The following is a 14,611-nucleotide window of genomic DNA, read 5'->3' on the forward strand; positions in this document are numbered from 1 at the left end:
ATGGCAGTGATGTTGCGGTGGTGATTCAGGCTGCTCTTGCTGCAGCGCAAAGGGTGCACGGTGTTTCTGTGGTGGCGGCTGCGCGGCCTGCTGGGCGCTTGCGTTGGCCTGAGCACACGGCGCTGCACCAGCTTGCGCACGCCGTTGTGGTGCAGCGCATCACCGAAGCGGGGCGGAGTGTGGTGCTGCGCACCCTTGCATGGCACTGATGCGTTGTCTTTGCGGTGTCTTTGAGTGCGGTGAGTCGCTGGGAAGCCACCGCACTGCTGGCCCCTGAATTGCTTGGGTGAGGGCAAGAGTAGAAGCGTTCAGCGCTGCAGCGTCCGCCCACCAGGGTGCGGAGGCTGTAGGCGGGTCATTGCTCTTGAAGAGGGAAGCGGCCTGGCCCCGGCAGGGCCGTTGCCCCTGTCCACTTCAAGGGCGCCCAGCATGGGCCAGTGAACTTATTTGCTGTGCGCAGCGCTGTGATGGATCGCGGTTGAACCCGCAGAACCGTTCACGCTGAGCCTGTCGAAGCGCCGCGCGAGGCTTCGACAGGCTCAGCTCGAACGGTTATGCCAGTTCAAAGAGTCCGAATCCATGGCAAGTGCAGCGCACGCAGATGACAACGCTGGCCTGTGCAGGCCCAGCCCTTGTTGATTTTGTACTTTGGTACTTTGACAAGGAACACTGCCATGACCACCGCTATCGCTGAAACGACCCAGCCACACAGCCTTTCCAACACCCCGTATTCCCCGTCTGTCGCGCCCGACGTGCTGGGCGAACTGGCCAAAGAAGCCCGCATGGGCGACATGGGCCAGGAAACGCACACCCGCGAGGTGCGCTGCATTGACCTGAGCGACTTTGAACACCGCAAGCGCGAGATTGCCGATGAGCTGTGGAGCGCGGCGGTAGACATCGGCTTCTTCCAGGTCAGCCACCACGGCATTGCGCTGCAAGACATCCGCGATGCCTTTGCTCGGGCTGAGGCCTTCTTTGCCTTGCCTGCGGACACCAAGGCCCAGTGGCCCCTGTCCCGCAACGCGGGGTGGGAGCACAAGAGCCAGATCCGCCCCTCCACCCGCACGCCTGACCAGAAAGAGTCCTACCAAATCACCCGCCCCCGCATGCAGGGCCTGTGGCCCACCGAAGCCGAGCTGCCCGGCTTTCAACAAGCCTGCCTGGCCTTCGAGCGCCAGTGCTGGGAGGTGGCCATGCGCCTGCTGTCGTGCTTTGCGACCAAGCTGGGGTTTGACGAAGGCTTCTTCACCCGCGCCCACAACCCCGAGGTGCCCAGCTACCAAAGCACGCTGCGCATGCTGCATTACTTTGCGATGGACCCGGCCCTCAAAGACGAACTGGGCCTGTGGCGCGCCGGTGCACACACCGACTTTGACTGCCTCACGCTGCTGTTCCAGCGCCCAGGGCAGGGCGGGCTGCAGGTGCTGCCCGGCAAAGAGATGGAAGGCCGCCAATGGACGCCGGTGGAGCCCGCCGAGGGTGTCATCACCTGCAACATCGGCGACATGCTGACCCGCTGGAGCGACGACGCGCTGCCCAGCAACTTCCACCGCGTGCGCAACCCGCTGCCACACGAATACCAGGGCGCCCGCTACAGCCTGGCCTTCTTCGCGCAGGCCAATGAAGACGCAGTGATCGAAGGCCCCGGCAAAAAGTACCCGCCCATCACCGGGGCGGAGTACCTGCGCCAGCGCATCAGTGCCAATTTTTCTAATCGATATTGAGGTGAAGGCGGATGGTGCGGGGCGGCCTTGTTGATGCAGGCTACCCACGGGCGATGGGCGCAAAGGTTTGTTGCCATTGGACTGGATAGTGTTGGCTTGCTGTGCGCCCTCAACCATCCGCAGGGCCTACGTGTTGCCTAGTGCCTGCACCGCGTGCCGTGTCTAGGTACTCGCCTTGCGCATCGTGTTTTTGCAGCGGGGGCTGTTGGCGCAGGCCCAGAACCCACGGCCGTCAGCGCGGCGCGTGCGCTCCACCATCTTGGTGCCACAGCTGGCGCAGGTGGGGCGCCAGTATTCGCCCTCAAACGCCACCAGCAGCAGCGCCTGTTGCTGTGCCGGTGTGCGCCGCGCTATCAGTTGCAGCAGCCCTGCGCCATCCAGCGTGTGGATGCTGTTGGCCTTGGCAAAGGCCAGTGCGTCTGCGGTGTAGGTTGAGGTGGTGGCATACGTGCCGCGCTTGAGCTGGTGCGACGCCATCACGCCGAAGAACTCGCGCAGCTCTCGCACCCCGACCGCTTTGCTTTGCCAGTGCTTGCACTGCACCACGGCAGCCGGGCCGGGGCTGTTGCTGCTGTGCAGCCAGATGTCCACCCCACCATCGGCTCCGTGCGATTGGGTGCGGGTCTCAAACCCCGCCTGGGCAAACAGCGTCTCGCACACGGCTTCAAACCTGCGCCATTCAATCGCGGCAAATACCGCCGCGCTCCACGTTTGGGTGGGGTCGTTGGTGGCATGGCTGCTTACCTTGGGCGTGGCCTGCGGTGGGGCAGCGGGGGTTTTATGGAGATTGCCAGGGGGCGCCTTCTCAGGCTGCAATTGCTGCGCAGCGGCTTGCATGGCGTGCGGCTGCGTTTGCCGCACCGGCTCTATGCGCTCAGGCCATGCATCGTCCGCAGCACTGGGTTGCGCCGAGCGTTGGGCCACCTGCAGACGCCCGCGTTGGTCTGCGCGCTGTGTTGTGGGGGGTTGGGTCTCATGGCCTGCGGCCAACTGCAGCCGTGGTGCTTTGCTGCGCAATGCGTAGTGCAGCGCCAGCAACAGCACCCCTAGCCCCAGCGCCATCCAGCCCAGCGGGCGCAGGCCCTGCACCACGATGGCTCCTATGGGCGTCTTGCCCGCCAGCACGGGCAAGACCACCAGCATGCCCACCCCTAGGGCACAAGCCGCCCACCCCTTCTCCTGCAATTGCGCCCGTGCGCGGTCTTGCCGTTTGCGGCGGCCCGATGGGCCAGAACGAGTGCGTGCCACGTGTTTCCCCCTTGTTGCGGCGCCCCCGAAGGCGGGTGGAGCGTCGATGTTTAATTGTTTGGCTGCCTCAATGGCCTTTAGCGCAATGTCTGCAAGCGCTGGCAGCTCTTAAATTGATAGCGATTTGGAAGCAGCATGCAGGCGCATTCGCGCTGCAGTGGGCTGAGTATTACATTTTGTTAACGGTTGGGATGTGGGGCACGGCGCACCTCACGGCGGGCCTGCTCGGCAGTGGATTCAGACATCTCGCCGATGCCGCTGGCTTGCTTCCTGTGCCGCGTCCACGCTGCCTTCTCAGGCCTGCCACACCCCAAACCCTGCCGATCGCAGGTCAATGCCTATTTCAATCTCGCGGTCCACCGCCTCTTCGTAGCGCATGGGGTTAAAGCCTTCGTACAAATCCGGCAGCAGCCACAGGCCGTACAGCATCACAAACCGGTTGGCCTGGATGCCTGCCTTGTGCTTGTCAAACCGCACATCCGGGTCCAGCCCCGTCATGCCCACATAGACGCAAGGCTTTCCCTCGATGTAGCCGGGGTTGCAGCGGCGAAAGCGCGGTTCCAGCAGTACGTCTTTCGATAGTTCGATGACGTAGACGTGGTGGTGGGGGCGGCGGGGCATGGCGGCGCAGGTGGTTTAGTGCGTGGGGTGCTGCGGAGTGTTGCCTCAGGCCTCGGGCACGATGCGCCGCAGGGCGCGCACCTTTTGCCACAGCGCCGCTTTGGGCATGGGCATGCCCATGGCTTGCATGCAGCGCTCCAGCCAGCCAGTGCGGGTTTGCAGCCGGTCTATGGCCTTGCCCAGGTCGCGTGCGACCGATGGGCCATACGCCTCTGCGGCCTTAGCCAGCGCGGCGCGCAAGGCGGGCAGGGGCAGCTCCATCACGGCAAGGTCAATCACGTCGCGGCTGAACACGCCATCGTCGGCTTGCCGGTCAGAGTTGGCCAACAGCTTGGATGCGGCCAGGTCCAGCCGTGTCAGTGTGCTGACCCCACACACCGTGTCGCCCGCCACGGGCGGCTCCAGCTCAATGCGCGCCTCGCGCACGATCTCCAGCTTGATGGCCTGCCCATCCATCTGCACCTGGGTGCGAATGCCGTACTGGTCGGCCCGAATCTCGCGCAGGGCCACCAGCGGCTGCGCATGGGTGTGCGTGATGGCGGCCAGACCATCGGGGCCGGTGAGCAGGTGCCGAAGCTCGCGGTAACCGCCCGCGTCCGACACCAAAAAGTCAATGTTCACCGACTCGCGGTACTCGCCATAGCGCAACGCAATGCAGGTGCCGCCCCCAAACAGGCAGCCGTGCTGCCGCAGCGTGTCCCCGTTCATTGCCGCCAGCACATGCGCAATGCGCTGGTGGTGCGGGCGTTCAAACTGCATCGCCGGCCCCTGCGTTCGCGGCGGGTTGCAGTGCCAGCCGTAGGGCTTCTAGCAGCGCCTGCTCGTGGGCAGGCATGGCTGCCATGTCCAGGTGCCGGGCATTGCGTTCGTAAATGCCCAGCGCCTCGGCAGGGGTGAGGGTGTCCGTGCCATGCACCTGCCACGCCAATGCGCGCAGTTGTGGGTAGTCCGCCAGTGCCACCCGCGCCGGTATCCAACCCGTGCGGTCTGCCTCTGCGGCGGGCGGTGCCTGCGTGCCCGTCTGGGCCAGCAGCCCCATGCCCAGCGCCGCCATGGCGTTGCACCACGCGCCCATGGTCACCGAGGGCTCGCCCTTTTCAATGCGGTGCAAAGTCACCCGCGACAGCCCTGCCGCCTCTGCCGTCACCGTGGCGCTCAGACGCAGCGCCTTGCGCTGTGCGCGAATCTGCGCGCCCAGGGTTTGCAACTGGGCGGCGCAATGTTCAGGTGTAATCGGTGCGGGTGATGGAATGATGTTTCTCATTATTTGCAAAAATGCTTTTTTGTCAAATATGAGAAACACTTTTGGAATTTTTGGGGCTGGAGCTACCGTTCACAATGCCTTTGACGCTATTTTTATGAGTCAAATTTGCACTACCAGCGCAAGCAGCTATCAAAATAGAAGCAAATTGGGTGCAAAGAGATTCAGGCCGACGCCCCCGACCCACTCGCCAGCGCCCCCAACAGCCGCGCGCTCACCTCGGCCGCATCCGGCGCGGCAAACGCCATGTTGTGCTGGTCTGTCAGCGGGCCGTGGCCGGGCCCCATGTGGCCTGCCGCGTCGTAGCCCATGGCCTTGAACTTCCACACCCCACCTATCTTTTTGAGCGAACCCACATGCGCCCCTGTGGCCGTGTGCACCGCCATCACCTCGGCGTTGACGGGCAGCAACTGCAGCGGCCCCGCCAGCGGGCCGGGCGGCACGGGGCCGTAGGTGGGGGTGAAGGGATGCGTCATTGATGGCCTGGGCTCTGCAAATTTATGAATAAAAAGCCCCTAGCGCTTGATGGGTCAGCGCAAGCAGCTATCAAAATAATAGTTCAATCAAGCCGAAACGGGGCTTTGTGCTCAGCCGTGGCGATGCTTCCAATAGCCGGGTTTGCGGTGCTGGTGCGCGATGGCGAGCACCAGAATGTCTAGGCCATCTTGGGTGTAGACCACGCTGTAAGGAAAGCGCCGCAACCTACAGCGCCGAATCTCAGGGGAGAGCGGGTGCCATGCTTCGGGAAACTGCTCAACAAGCTGCAGTGTTTTGAGCGCCTCGATCAAAAAGGCATCACCCAGCCCGGGCGCTTGCTCTGCATACCAGGCAATGGCTTCGTCCAACTCTGCTTGTGCTGGCTCCAGCAAGCGGATGTTCATGTGCGCTGGGCGGCGGCAGAGTACTTGGCAATCACATCGGACAAGGCCACCGCCTTGATCTCGCCGCGCCGGTAGGCGGCCAGCCGGTCACTCGCTTCATTGGCCCAGAGCGTATCGAGCGCGGCGTCGGGCTGGTCCAGGCTGTCCAGGATGCGCTCCACCACTTGCATGCGCTCTGCGGGCGGCAGTTGGGCGGCTTGGGCACTGAGGGCTTCGGCGGTGGTGGTCATGGCGGCTCCGGTGGCATTGGCAGAAGGCTTGACTATAGCGAGAGGGAAAGCTCAAAGCACATCGCGGTCGTCATGGGCGCAGGGCCTAGCGCTTGGAGTGCTCGAGCATCCCCAAGCCATTGCTTCCCCTTTAGAACGAAGACCCCGGCTCGCTCAGAAACGCTAACTCTTCGGGCGTGGAGCTGCGACCCAGGACGGCATTGCGGTGTGGGTAACGCCCAAAGCGGTCAATGATGGCCTTGTGGCGGCGCTCAAAGTCCAGGTTGTTTTCCATCCCCGGCTGCGCAAACAGCTCCAGGGCTTGCTCGTGGATCACCGCCGATTCGCTGTGCATATATGGCATGTAGGCAAACACGCGCTGCGCCGTGGGCAGGCTGCGGTCTTGCCCGCTGGCCACCAGCTCTTGCGCCAGTGCGAGGGCCAGCGCGTCTTGCGCAAAGGCGCGGGCGGTGTCGCGGTACACATTGCGCGAGAACTGGTCCAGCACCAGGATTTCTGCCAATCGGCCTTCGGGCGTGGCGCGCCAGGGGAACAGTTCACAGCGGGCCGCGGATTCCAGTTTTTGGCAGGAGCGCGTGCGGGTGGTGTCGTCCAGCGCGGTGTCTTTGGCGAAGTTTCGCTTGGGTGTTAGCTCTTCGAACCAGATGTTGAGGATGAATTAGTTCGCTAAAGATTCCGAACAATAGATTATTTGATACAGTTTAAATAGAATATTCTTGGAACTTGCTTGATAAATGCGAGAGAAGCAATTTTATTTTGTCTGATGTATCCGGGCTGAGGTAGGGTGCTATTCCAGAACGAACCTTTTGAAGGTACATCCGCGACGGCAGTACTTTATCGCGTCTAGTTGTCTTCATGTGGTTTGAATTCTTCTCGGTAATCGTCTCTGGTTGAATTTCAAGAATTGCTGCGAATTCTTCTTTGGTGAAGATATCCTCAATTGCACCATCTATGTTGAGAGCAGTGAGGCAGTCCCTATTTATTGTCAACCAGTCTTTCTTTATGGAGTTTTGTGCATCTTTATATGCCTTGTCGTTGTCGTATAGATATATTACGCGACATCCCCAGCCCTGAAGAATAGTGCCTATTTTTGTCATATTTCCTGAACTTCCGCCGGATACAAAATTTCCATGAAATTCATCGAAAATTTGGGCGAAAGCAGTTAGATAAAAATAGTCAGATGGACCTTCGACAACGACGTTGTCTACTTTGTTTCCGCCGACTATTCCTTGATTTAATTCAAGACCAATAGCGGTTAATATTGGAGTCAATGTCTCCTTGTCAGCCACGGCATGAATTTTATTTTCGATGTACGTGCCACGTGTTTCGTGTTTTTGCACTAGACGTAATCGATCCAATTTTTCCGGCTCAATCAAGTATGGCGAGTGCGTAGAAATCAGTATCTGTGATTTGCGGCTTGCGTCGTCTAGATGTTTGAGAATGTCCCTTTGAGCTGTCGCATGTAGGTACAGCCCTGGTTCGTCGATTAATATGATATTTTGTACATCTTCCCGCGTTCTGGCTGATACTCGAACATAAAAAGCGAGGTGCCATCTTCTACCTTGGCTACGCATTTCAGGTGGGTAGAACTTGCCTTTTTCCTCGATCCAGAACTCTAGTCGCTCATTATCCCAATCTACAGAAAGTTCGGACAAATCTTGGGTCCAAAATTGACTGAAATCCTCGTTCAACTGAACATTTAGCTGATGTTTATGTTGTTTTTTTCGCGTTGTGATTGTCTCCAGTAATCGTATCTATGTTGAGGTTGCTCATTTTCTTCAAATCACTAATCCACCTGTTTGTTGTTAGTTCTGAGAATGGAACTTGGCTTGGAAAAACGTCGTCGAAAGAGCTGAATAGAACAAAATTTGGCATGGACAATAAGCACTGTCCAAGTACACGGCTCAGCGTGGTTTTCTTAATATTTTCGTTGTTTTCTATAGCGGCAGAGAGTTCTTGGAATTTGTTTTGAATTGCAACGCGCTCGGATTCATTTAGTAGATTTAGTTGTGGCGCAATTTTTTCTAGGTAGCTATCAATGGCTGACTTGGCCTCCGCACCATTCAGTGGATTAATGATCGGTAGCGGGAGCTTTGCTTTTTTGGTCAACTCATGGGTTTGGAGTGTTGTAATTGAAGCAATAACATCTGAAATTAAAACTTGCCATTTATTGGGTTCGCTGGGGGGGTATTTCAGATAATGGTGAGAATGATATGGTGTAAATATTTGGATATTTCTTTTCAATGTAAAGCTGATTTTCATTCTTCAAAACTTCAAGTATTGAGTTTTTTATTTCTCTGCTCAAATCTGTCTTCTCTATTATTTGAGCTGCTTCATTTTTGTCTACTTGAAATTCGACCGCTATCCTTGGCTTTGCATCTGAATCTCCAATTGGGATGGCGCTTGCGCGGATGTTTGTTTCGTTATTTAGATCTTCCAATGCCTCAAGAAAAGAGCTTTTCCCCGCCTCATTTTTTCCCGCTAATATGGTTACGCCATGTGTGGGGTAGCAGTCGCCAGAGTCAATGATCGATTTGTAATTTTTGACACGGAATTTTGTTAGTTTCATTTTTCTCCCCCTACTTTCTTTCAAATACTCGCTGGATTTCAACTTCCTCCAGCTATCCTTTAACCCGAAGGCCAAGTTAAACACCGGCTTACCCGCTGTGTGATCCACCCGATCCGTCACAGCGGACCCATGCCGCTCAAATTGAAACTCGTCGTCTGGCTTGGCGTTGATAGCTCGACGATGGTGGTCAACACCTTCAAGCTGTTCCTGTTCAGGCTTTCAATGAAGTCTTTGCCGCCTTCGTCGGACTGGGCATCGATGACCAGGCGGTTTTGCATATGCACTTCGGCATTCACGCCGCCGGGTTTTTAACTGCGGTGCCTGCCCAACTTTGCGTCGGCAGCTTGAGCCCGTTGGCAATCAATTGCTTCTTGGCTTGCTTAGATGCTTGTTTGAGCGCGTTTTCCACCCGGTCTTGCCCGGTTGCGACTGGCTTGCTGGTGGTGCGTTCTACTGTGCGAGTTGTTGAAGATTCAGCCATTTTTCTGGGGCCTCTACATAAGTGCGGTGTGCAGTGCCGCGTGCGATGGATGTTAATGCGCCAGTGGCGTTATTTAGAACGTGCCAACGGTCCGCCAGGGGCAGATACAGCGCAAACAGGTTATGTACGCTGCGCCGAAAGCGGCGGGCAATGTCGTCGGGTGGGATGTTGTGCCCGCCCAGTTTGACGCGCAGGGCTACACGCTGTGTGGCCAGTGCAGCGCTGGGCAGGGCCACGTAATAGATATGCACTTGGTAGCCCTGGGCCTTGCAGTTGGCCAGAAACAGGGCAAACGTGCGGCTGGACAGCGTGGTTTCAAACGCAAAGCTGACTTTGGCTGCAGCCAGCGTGCGCAGGCGCTGCAGCATGATGCGCCCGGCCTCAAACGCCACGGTTTCGGGGGCGTAGGCCGAGAGGCCCGCTGCTATCTGGTCAGCGTTCACAAACTCCAGAATGCCCAAAGCGTCTTTGAGCAAATAGGGTGCTGCCGTGGATTTGCCCGCGCCGTTCGGCCCGGCAATCACCACCACGGTGGGTTGCTTGGGCCTAGCTTGTGGCTTGGTGGCGCGGGCGGGCATGTTTTACTTGCCCCAGCTGTCCTTCAACCCCACCGCCAAGTTAAACACCGGCTTCTCCGCTGTGTGGTCAACCCGATCCGCCACAAAGTACCCATGCCGCTCAAACTGGAACTTGTCATCCGGCTTCGCATTCGCCAATGACGGCTCCACGATGGCCGTCACTACCTTCAGGCTGTTCGGGTTCAGGCTTTCGATGAAGTCTTTGCCACCCGCGTCGGGGTGGGCGTCCAGGAACAGGCGGTCGTACATGCGCACTTCGGCGTTCACGCCGTCGGCCACGCCCACCCAGGTGATGGCGGCTTTGACCTTCACGGTGTCAGCGCCGGGGGTGCCGCTCTTGGTGTCGGGCACCACGGTGGCCAGCACTTCGGTGATGACGCCGTTAGCGTCCTTGGTGCAGCCGGTGCATTCGATGACGTAGCCGCCCTTCAGGCGCACCTTGTTGCCGGGGAAGAGGCGCTTGTAGCCCTTGGGCGGCACTTCTTCAAAGTCTTCGCGTTCGATCCAGACTTCCTTACCGATGGTGAAGTGGCGGGTCGGTGACTCTGTTCCTTCGGGTGGGTGGGGCAGGGCGGGCAGGGTGCAGGGCTCCAGGTGGCCTGCGCCCATCACTTCGTCCCAGTTGGTCAGTACGAGTTTGACGGGGTTGAGCACGGCCATGCCGCGGTGGGCCTTCAGCTCCAGGTCTTCGCGCAGGCAGCCTTCCAGGGTGCTGTAGTCGATCCAGCTGTCGGATTTGGTCACGCCAATGCGTTCGGCAAAGGTCTGGATGGCGGCGGGGGTGTAGCCACGGCGGCGCAGGCCGACTATTGTTGGCATGCGGGGGTCGTCCCAGCCGTTGACCTTGCCTTCGTTGACCAGCGTGGCCAGCTTGCGTTTGCTGGTGATGACGTACGTGAGGTTCAGGCGCGCAAATTCGTACTGCTTGGGCGGGGGCGATGCCAGCAGGCCACCTTCGGTCAGGCGCTCCAGCAGCCAGTCGTAGAAGGGCCGTTGGTCTTCAAACTCCAGCGTGCACAGGCTGTGGGTGATTTGCTCTAGCGCATCTTCAATGGGGTGCGCAAAGGTGTACATGGGGTAAATGCACCATGTGTCGCCCGTGTTGTGGTGGGTTGCGCGGCGAATGCGGTAGATGGCCGGGTCGCGCATGTTGATGTTGGGCGAGGCCATGTCGATCTTGGCGCGTAGCACGGCAGCGCCGTCGGCCAGTTTGCCGTCGCGCATTTCGCGAAAGCGGGCCAGGTTTTCTGCTGGGGTGCGGGCGCGGAACGGGCTGTTGACGCCGGGCTTGCCAAAGTCGCCCCGGTTGACGCGCATTTCTTCGGGCGTTTGTTCGTCTACATAGGCGTGGCCGGCTTCGATCAGGCTCTCTGCTGCGCGGTACATGAAGTCGAAGTAGTCGCTGGCCTGGTAGGGCGCGGCGCTGCCGGGGGCTTGGCCCAGTTGGGCCCAGTCAAAACCGAGCCATTTGACGGCGTCGATGATGCTGTTGACGTATTCGGTGTCTTCTTTTTCGGGGTTGGTGTCGTCAAAGCGCAGGTGGCACACGCCGCCGTAGTCGCGTGCCAGGCCAAAGTTGATGCAGATGCTTTTGGCGTGGCCGACGTGCAGGTAGCCGTTGGGCTCGGGCGGGAAGCGGGTGCGGATTTTGGCGGGGTCGGGCTCGCCAGTGGCCTGGTGGGCTGCGTCGCCGGGGGTGCCCGCCCAGCGGCGGCTGGCGTAGGTGCCTTTGTCCAGGTCGGCTTCGATGATCTGGCGCAGAAAGTTGCTGGGCTTGACGGATTCAGGGGCTGCGGCGGTGCCTGCAGGTTGGGTGTTGGCGGGGTTGGGGGTGCTCATTCGCCCATTTTAGGCGGCGGTTACAGGTTGGCGGGCCTGTGGGCGAACTTGGGCTTTGTGTGACGTATTTCTCTGGGCGCTTGTCAGTGTGTACTTCCAGAAACAATATTGCGGTGTTTTCATGACATCCTTTTGGTCACTTGGTGCGTTATGCACTGCAGAGGCCAACCCCACCCGTGGGCCGCCTCCCTTCAAAAAGGAGATTTCCATGACGAAAACCCGTTCTATCCAAGCCATGGCCGCTGCGGCTGGTGTGGCACTGGCGCTGCTGGCTGGCGCAGGCTCTGCCCAGGCGCGCGATGTCAATTGGTCGATTGGCGTGAATTCGCCCGGAGTGTCGGTGGGTGTGAGCAATGGTTATGGCTACGGCTACCCTGCTTATGTGGCCCCGGCCCCTGTGTATGTGGCCCCACGCCCCATTTACTACGCCCCCCCACCGCCACCCCCAGCGGTGTACTACGCGCCACCCGCACCGGTGTACTACGCACCGCCCCCCGGTTATTACTACCGTGAAGGGCACCGCCATCACCGGCACCACGGATACCGTGACTGGCGCTGATTGAGCGCTGGCGGTGGGCAGGCCCTGGCGGGCCGTGCCGCCATTTTTTGGTTCCCCTCGGCGCTTGTTTGCCCTGCTTCAGGGCTTCAGGCGCCTTCTCAACGCCCTGTGCATTGCGTATGCCAGGGCGTTTTTTTGCGTCTGCCTATGATGTGCCCCTTTGAACAGGTTCTTAAACAAGTTGTGGCGGAACACGGGGTGGGTATGAACAGAGCGGGGTGCGGATGATGCTGGCGGTGGCGCCTTTGCTGTGCGTGGATGAGCGGGAGGTGGAGTTTTCTGCCATGCGCGCGCAGGGGGCGGGCGGGCAGAACGTGAACAAGGTGTCGAGCGCGGTGCACCTGCGCTTTGATGTGCCCGCCTCTTCACTGCCTGAGCCGGTGAAAGAGCGCCTGCTGGCCCTGCGTGACACGCGCATCACCCAAGAAGGGGTGGTGGTGATCAAGGCGCAGCAGTTTCGCAGCCAAGAACAAAACCGTGCCGATGCGCTGGCGCGGCTGAATGCGCTGGTGCAGTCTGTGGCTATGGCGCCCCGCACACGCCGCGCCACCAAGCCCACCTATGGCTCCCAGCAGCGCCGCCTGGCGGGCAAAAGCCAGCGGGGTGAGACCAAGGCGTTGCGCGGCAGGGTGCGGGGTGGGGATTGAGGCTGTGGCACTGCATGCAGTGCGGTCGCGCCTGGACTGCAGGATTGGCCCTGAAATTAGAACAATCCGTTGTGGGTGGGCTACTTTTTCGCTCGGGTGATCTCTTTTACAGTGGCCATTAGTTACCAAAGGTTCACCATGTCTACGTTGCCCTCCGCACTGTCTGCCCCCCAAGCCACTTCTGCCAACGCCCCTGCCTTGGCTTTGCCTGCGCTGTTTGTCTCGCACGGCGCCCCGCTGTTTGCGGTGGAGGCGGGCGAGACTGGGCCAGCATTGGGGCGCTGGGGGCAGGATTTGAAGGCGCAGTTTCCGGGGCTGCGGGGCGTGGTCATCATGTCGCCGCATTGGATGGCGCGCTCGCCCCTGGTCATGGCGGGCCCGCAGCCTGCCACTTGGCACGACTTTGGCGGGTTTCCGCCCGCGCTGTACCAGTTGCAATACCCTGCACCGGGCTCGCCAGCGCTGGCGGCCGAGGTGGTGGCGCTGCTCAGCGCAGCGGGCATGCCTGCCCAGGGCGATGCCGCCCGGCCGTTTGACCACGGTGCCTGGGTGCCGCTGATGCACCTGTTTCCGCAGGCCGATGTGCCGGTGGTGCAGGTGGCCTTGCCCGCAGCGGCTGGCCCGGCAGAGGTGTATGCCATGGGCGCTGCGTTGCGCAGCCTGCGCAGCCAGGGTGTGCTCGTGATGGGCTCGGGCAGCATGACGCACAACCTGTCGGAGTTTTTTGGTGGGGCCCGCGAGCCCGCGCCGTACGTGGTCGAGTTCAGCCGCTGGATTGAAGACGCCGTGGTGCGCGGCGACATGACGGCGCTGCTCAACTACCGCAGCCAGGCACCCCACGCTGCGCGCGCCCACCCCACGGAAGACCACTTTTTGCCGCTGTTTTTTGCCCTGGGGGCAGCGGGCGACGATTTGCGCGCAAACTACCTGAGCCGCGAGGTGATGTACAGCATGCTGGCCATGGATGCGTTTGCCTTGCACCCCATGCACTGAGAGCGGCTCACAAAACTCCCCTGGCGTCGTTGTCTCGCCTTGTTGTACCGCTTGTACTGCCTGCGGCGAGACGCCTGGCCAGGGCCGCTTCGCTGAGTTTTGTTAGCTGCTCCAAGTGGTGCGGTTTTGCTGCACACATTTTTTTAATCGATCCAAAATTGCCTCTGGCGCCTGAACATGCTTGATTTGCCGCTCACCTTTTTGCAGCGCCCCGCTGCCGCCTCCACTCCCCACCCCTGGCTGCTGGTGCTGATGCACGGCGTGGGCAGCAACGAGCAAGATTTGTTTGGCCTGGCGTCGCACATTCCAGACCACTTTCATGTGGTGAGCTTGCGCGCACCGTTTCGCATGGGGCCGGGCTCGTTTGCGTGGTTTGATTTTTCGATCGAGCCCAATGGCGAGCGCACCATCAACGAAGCCCAAGAATCGCAAAGCCGGGCCCTGGTGGCACAGGCTGTGGCCGCTGCGTCTGCCCAGCTCCACGTTGCCCCCGAGCGGGTGGTGGTGGGCGGCTTCAGCCAGGGCGGCATCATGGCGCTGTCGCTGCTGTTGACCCAGCCTGGCCTGCTGCATGCCGCCATGGTGTGGCACAGCCGCCTGCTGGCGCAGGTGGTGCCCCTGACGGCCTCGGCCGAGGCGCTGCACGGCCGCCAACTGTGGCTGAGCCACGGCACGCACGATAACGTGATCCCCATCGCCCATGCCCACGCCATTGCGCACCACATGGCGCAGCTGCCGGTGTCGGTCACGTTCAAAGAGTTTCCGGGCGCGCACGAGATTCGCCCCGCAGAGCTGGCTGCTACGGTGTCCTGGCTGCAGGGACTGGGCAGCACGCCCTCGGCCGTGCTGTAAAGCGGCGCATTCACCATGCTCCTTGCTGGTGGGCATGGGCCTGCCTGCTGTGGGGCAACAGGCTGTTACACCCCTGGGCAGGCTGTGCCCGCTGGCGCTTGTTCAGGCCGCTACATTGTTCGGATGCG

At 60.2% G+C, this 14,611-nt stretch carries 19 protein-coding genes and 1 pseudogene; 5 read left to right on the plus strand and 15 right to left on the minus strand.

Annotated elements, in window-relative coordinates; all coding sequences use genetic code 11:
- The first annotated feature begins 782 nt into the window (after positions 1–782).
- The gene (locus CLU88_RS02280) at positions 783–1,724 is read left to right on the plus strand and encodes an isopenicillin N synthase family oxygenase (RefSeq protein ID WP_233205563.1); all 942 of its coding nucleotides are present in this window, start codon (positions 783–785) and stop codon (positions 1,722–1,724) included.
- 162 nt (positions 1,725–1,886) lie between these two features.
- Here CLU88_RS02280 and CLU88_RS02285 read toward each other — a convergent pair whose 3' ends face one another.
- From CLU88_RS02285 to CLU88_RS02345, 15 genes and pseudogenes are all read right to left on the minus strand, one after another.
- The gene (locus tag CLU88_RS02285; RefSeq protein ID WP_233205351.1) at positions 1,887–2,972 is read right to left on the minus strand and encodes a restriction endonuclease; all 1,086 of its coding nucleotides are present in this window, start codon (positions 2,970–2,972) and stop codon (positions 1,887–1,889) included.
- Between the two features lie 294 nt (positions 2,973–3,266).
- Positions 3,267–3,593: a hypothetical protein gene (locus CLU88_RS02290; RefSeq protein WP_099655214.1), complete on the minus strand. Its 327-nt coding sequence runs from the start codon at positions 3,591–3,593 to the stop codon at positions 3,267–3,269.
- Positions 3,594–3,638: 45 nt separating this feature from the next.
- Positions 3,639–4,352, minus strand: coding sequence for a nucleotidyl transferase AbiEii/AbiGii toxin family protein (locus tag CLU88_RS02295; RefSeq protein ID WP_099655215.1), 714 nt, complete (start codon positions 4,350–4,352; stop codon positions 3,639–3,641).
- Positions 4,342–4,857, minus strand: coding sequence for a helix-turn-helix domain-containing protein (locus CLU88_RS02300; protein ID WP_099655216.1), 516 nt, complete (start codon positions 4,855–4,857; stop codon positions 4,342–4,344). Before CLU88_RS02300 ends, CLU88_RS02295 begins: the two co-directional genes overlap by 11 nt.
- 161 nt (positions 4,858–5,018) lie before the next feature.
- On the minus strand, positions 5,019–5,330 hold the full coding sequence (locus CLU88_RS02305; protein WP_099655217.1) for a hypothetical protein: 312 nt from the start codon (positions 5,328–5,330) through the stop codon (positions 5,019–5,021).
- A 111-nt stretch (positions 5,331–5,441) separates the two neighbouring features.
- Complete coding sequence (locus tag CLU88_RS02310) at positions 5,442–5,735, minus strand: type II toxin-antitoxin system RelE/ParE family toxin (protein ID WP_099655218.1); 294 nt, start codon at positions 5,733–5,735, stop codon at positions 5,442–5,444.
- Positions 5,732–5,965, minus strand: a complete 234-nt coding sequence (locus tag CLU88_RS02315; RefSeq protein ID WP_099655219.1) for an addiction module protein — start codon at positions 5,963–5,965, stop codon at positions 5,732–5,734. Before CLU88_RS02315 ends, CLU88_RS02310 begins: the two co-directional genes overlap by 4 nt.
- 130 nt (positions 5,966–6,095) lie before the next feature.
- Positions 6,096–6,620 (minus strand): DUF924 family protein, encoded by a 525-nt coding sequence (locus tag CLU88_RS02320; protein WP_099655220.1) that lies wholly within the window; start codon positions 6,618–6,620, stop codon positions 6,096–6,098.
- Between the two features lie 46 nt (positions 6,621–6,666).
- A complete protein-coding gene (locus CLU88_RS02325; RefSeq protein WP_099655221.1) occupies positions 6,667–7,656 on the minus strand; it encodes an AAA family ATPase in 990 nt (329 codons plus the stop codon).
- 19 nt (positions 7,657–7,675) lie between these two features.
- Complete coding sequence (locus tag CLU88_RS22650) at positions 7,676–8,227, minus strand: hypothetical protein (RefSeq protein ID WP_143225932.1); 552 nt, start codon at positions 8,225–8,227, stop codon at positions 7,676–7,678.
- Complete coding sequence (locus CLU88_RS02330) at positions 8,133–8,534, minus strand: AAA family ATPase (protein WP_099658582.1); 402 nt, start codon at positions 8,532–8,534, stop codon at positions 8,133–8,135. Before CLU88_RS02330 ends, CLU88_RS22650 begins: the two co-directional genes overlap by 95 nt.
- 42 nt (positions 8,535–8,576) lie before the next feature.
- Positions 8,577–8,833: pseudogene (locus CLU88_RS02335) on the minus strand (glutamine--tRNA ligase); the annotation flags it as partial.
- Complete coding sequence (locus CLU88_RS22655) at positions 8,827–9,015, minus strand: hypothetical protein (RefSeq protein ID WP_143225933.1); 189 nt, start codon at positions 9,013–9,015, stop codon at positions 8,827–8,829. The pseudogene CLU88_RS02335 and the gene CLU88_RS22655, both read right to left, overlap by 7 nt.
- Positions 8,985–9,593 carry a zeta toxin family protein gene (locus CLU88_RS02340; protein ID WP_099655222.1) on the minus strand — a complete coding sequence of 203 codons (609 nt, stop codon included), beginning with the start codon at positions 9,591–9,593 and terminating at the stop codon, positions 8,985–8,987. Before CLU88_RS02340 ends, CLU88_RS22655 begins: the two co-directional genes overlap by 31 nt.
- A gap of 3 nt (positions 9,594–9,596) precedes the next feature.
- The gene (locus CLU88_RS02345) at positions 9,597–11,432 is read right to left on the minus strand and encodes a glutamine--tRNA ligase/YqeY domain fusion protein (RefSeq protein WP_099655223.1); all 1,836 of its coding nucleotides are present in this window, start codon (positions 11,430–11,432) and stop codon (positions 9,597–9,599) included.
- 208 nt (positions 11,433–11,640) lie between these two features.
- On the opposite strand from CLU88_RS02345, the gene CLU88_RS02350 reads away from it, so the two are divergent.
- From CLU88_RS02350 to CLU88_RS02365, 4 genes are all read left to right on the plus strand, one after another.
- On the plus strand, positions 11,641–11,991 hold the full coding sequence (locus tag CLU88_RS02350) for a hypothetical protein (protein ID WP_099655224.1): 351 nt from the start codon (positions 11,641–11,643) through the stop codon (positions 11,989–11,991).
- A gap of 224 nt (positions 11,992–12,215) precedes the next feature.
- Entirely contained in the window at positions 12,216–12,638 is a 423-nt protein-coding gene (gene arfB / locus CLU88_RS02355; protein ID WP_233205564.1) for an alternative ribosome rescue aminoacyl-tRNA hydrolase ArfB, read from the plus strand.
- 138 nt (positions 12,639–12,776) lie between these two features.
- Entirely contained in the window at positions 12,777–13,631 is an 855-nt protein-coding gene (locus tag CLU88_RS02360) for a class III extradiol ring-cleavage dioxygenase (protein ID WP_099655225.1), read from the plus strand.
- A 177-nt stretch (positions 13,632–13,808) separates the two neighbouring features.
- Positions 13,809–14,483, plus strand: a complete 675-nt coding sequence (locus CLU88_RS02365) for an alpha/beta hydrolase (RefSeq protein WP_099655226.1) — start codon at positions 13,809–13,811, stop codon at positions 14,481–14,483.
- Positions 14,484–14,611 lie beyond the last annotated feature (128 nt).

The organism is Acidovorax sp. 56, assembly GCF_002749705.1.
Classification (GTDB): Bacteria; Pseudomonadota; Gammaproteobacteria; order Burkholderiales; family Burkholderiaceae_C; genus Acidovorax.

Bases quoted from the DNA above. Each gene is read 5' to 3' on its own strand.
- CLU88_RS02365 (WP_099655226.1), top strand. From the start codon at position 13,809: ATGCTTGATTTGCCGCTCACCTTTTTGCAGCGCCCCGCTGCCGCCTCC.
- CLU88_RS02280 (WP_233205563.1), top strand. From the start codon at position 783: ATGGGCGACATGGGCCAGGAAACGCACACCCGCGAGGTGCGCTGCATT.
- CLU88_RS02300 (WP_099655216.1), bottom strand. From the start codon at position 4,857: ATGAGAAACATCATTCCATCACCCGCACCGATTACACCTGAACATTGC.
- arfB (WP_233205564.1), top strand. From the start codon at position 12,216: ATGATGCTGGCGGTGGCGCCTTTGCTGTGCGTGGATGAGCGGGAGGTG.
- CLU88_RS02350 (WP_099655224.1), top strand. From the start codon at position 11,641: ATGACGAAAACCCGTTCTATCCAAGCCATGGCCGCTGCGGCTGGTGTG.
- CLU88_RS02305 (WP_099655217.1), bottom strand. From the start codon at position 5,330: ATGACGCATCCCTTCACCCCCACCTACGGCCCCGTGCCGCCCGGCCCG.
- CLU88_RS02290 (WP_099655214.1), bottom strand. From the start codon at position 3,593: ATGCCCCGCCGCCCCCACCACCACGTCTACGTCATCGAACTATCGAAA.
- CLU88_RS02310 (WP_099655218.1), bottom strand. From the start codon at position 5,735: ATGAACATCCGCTTGCTGGAGCCAGCACAAGCAGAGTTGGACGAAGCC.
- CLU88_RS02330 (WP_099658582.1), bottom strand. From the start codon at position 8,534: ATGAAACTAACAAAATTCCGTGTCAAAAATTACAAATCGATCATTGAC.
- CLU88_RS02360 (WP_099655225.1), top strand. From the start codon at position 12,777: ATGTCTACGTTGCCCTCCGCACTGTCTGCCCCCCAAGCCACTTCTGCC.
- CLU88_RS22650 (WP_143225932.1), bottom strand. From the start codon at position 8,227: ATGAAAATCAGCTTTACATTGAAAAGAAATATCCAAATATTTACACCA.
- CLU88_RS22655 (WP_143225933.1), bottom strand. From the start codon at position 9,015: ATGGCTGAATCTTCAACAACTCGCACAGTAGAACGCACCACCAGCAAG.
- CLU88_RS02345 (WP_099655223.1), bottom strand. From the start codon at position 11,432: ATGAGCACCCCCAACCCCGCCAACACCCAACCTGCAGGCACCGCCGCA.
- CLU88_RS02295 (WP_099655215.1), bottom strand. From the start codon at position 4,352: ATGCAGTTTGAACGCCCGCACCACCAGCGCATTGCGCATGTGCTGGCG.
- CLU88_RS02340 (WP_099655222.1), bottom strand. From the start codon at position 9,593: ATGCCCGCCCGCGCCACCAAGCCACAAGCTAGGCCCAAGCAACCCACC.
- CLU88_RS02315 (WP_099655219.1), bottom strand. From the start codon at position 5,965: ATGACCACCACCGCCGAAGCCCTCAGTGCCCAAGCCGCCCAACTGCCG.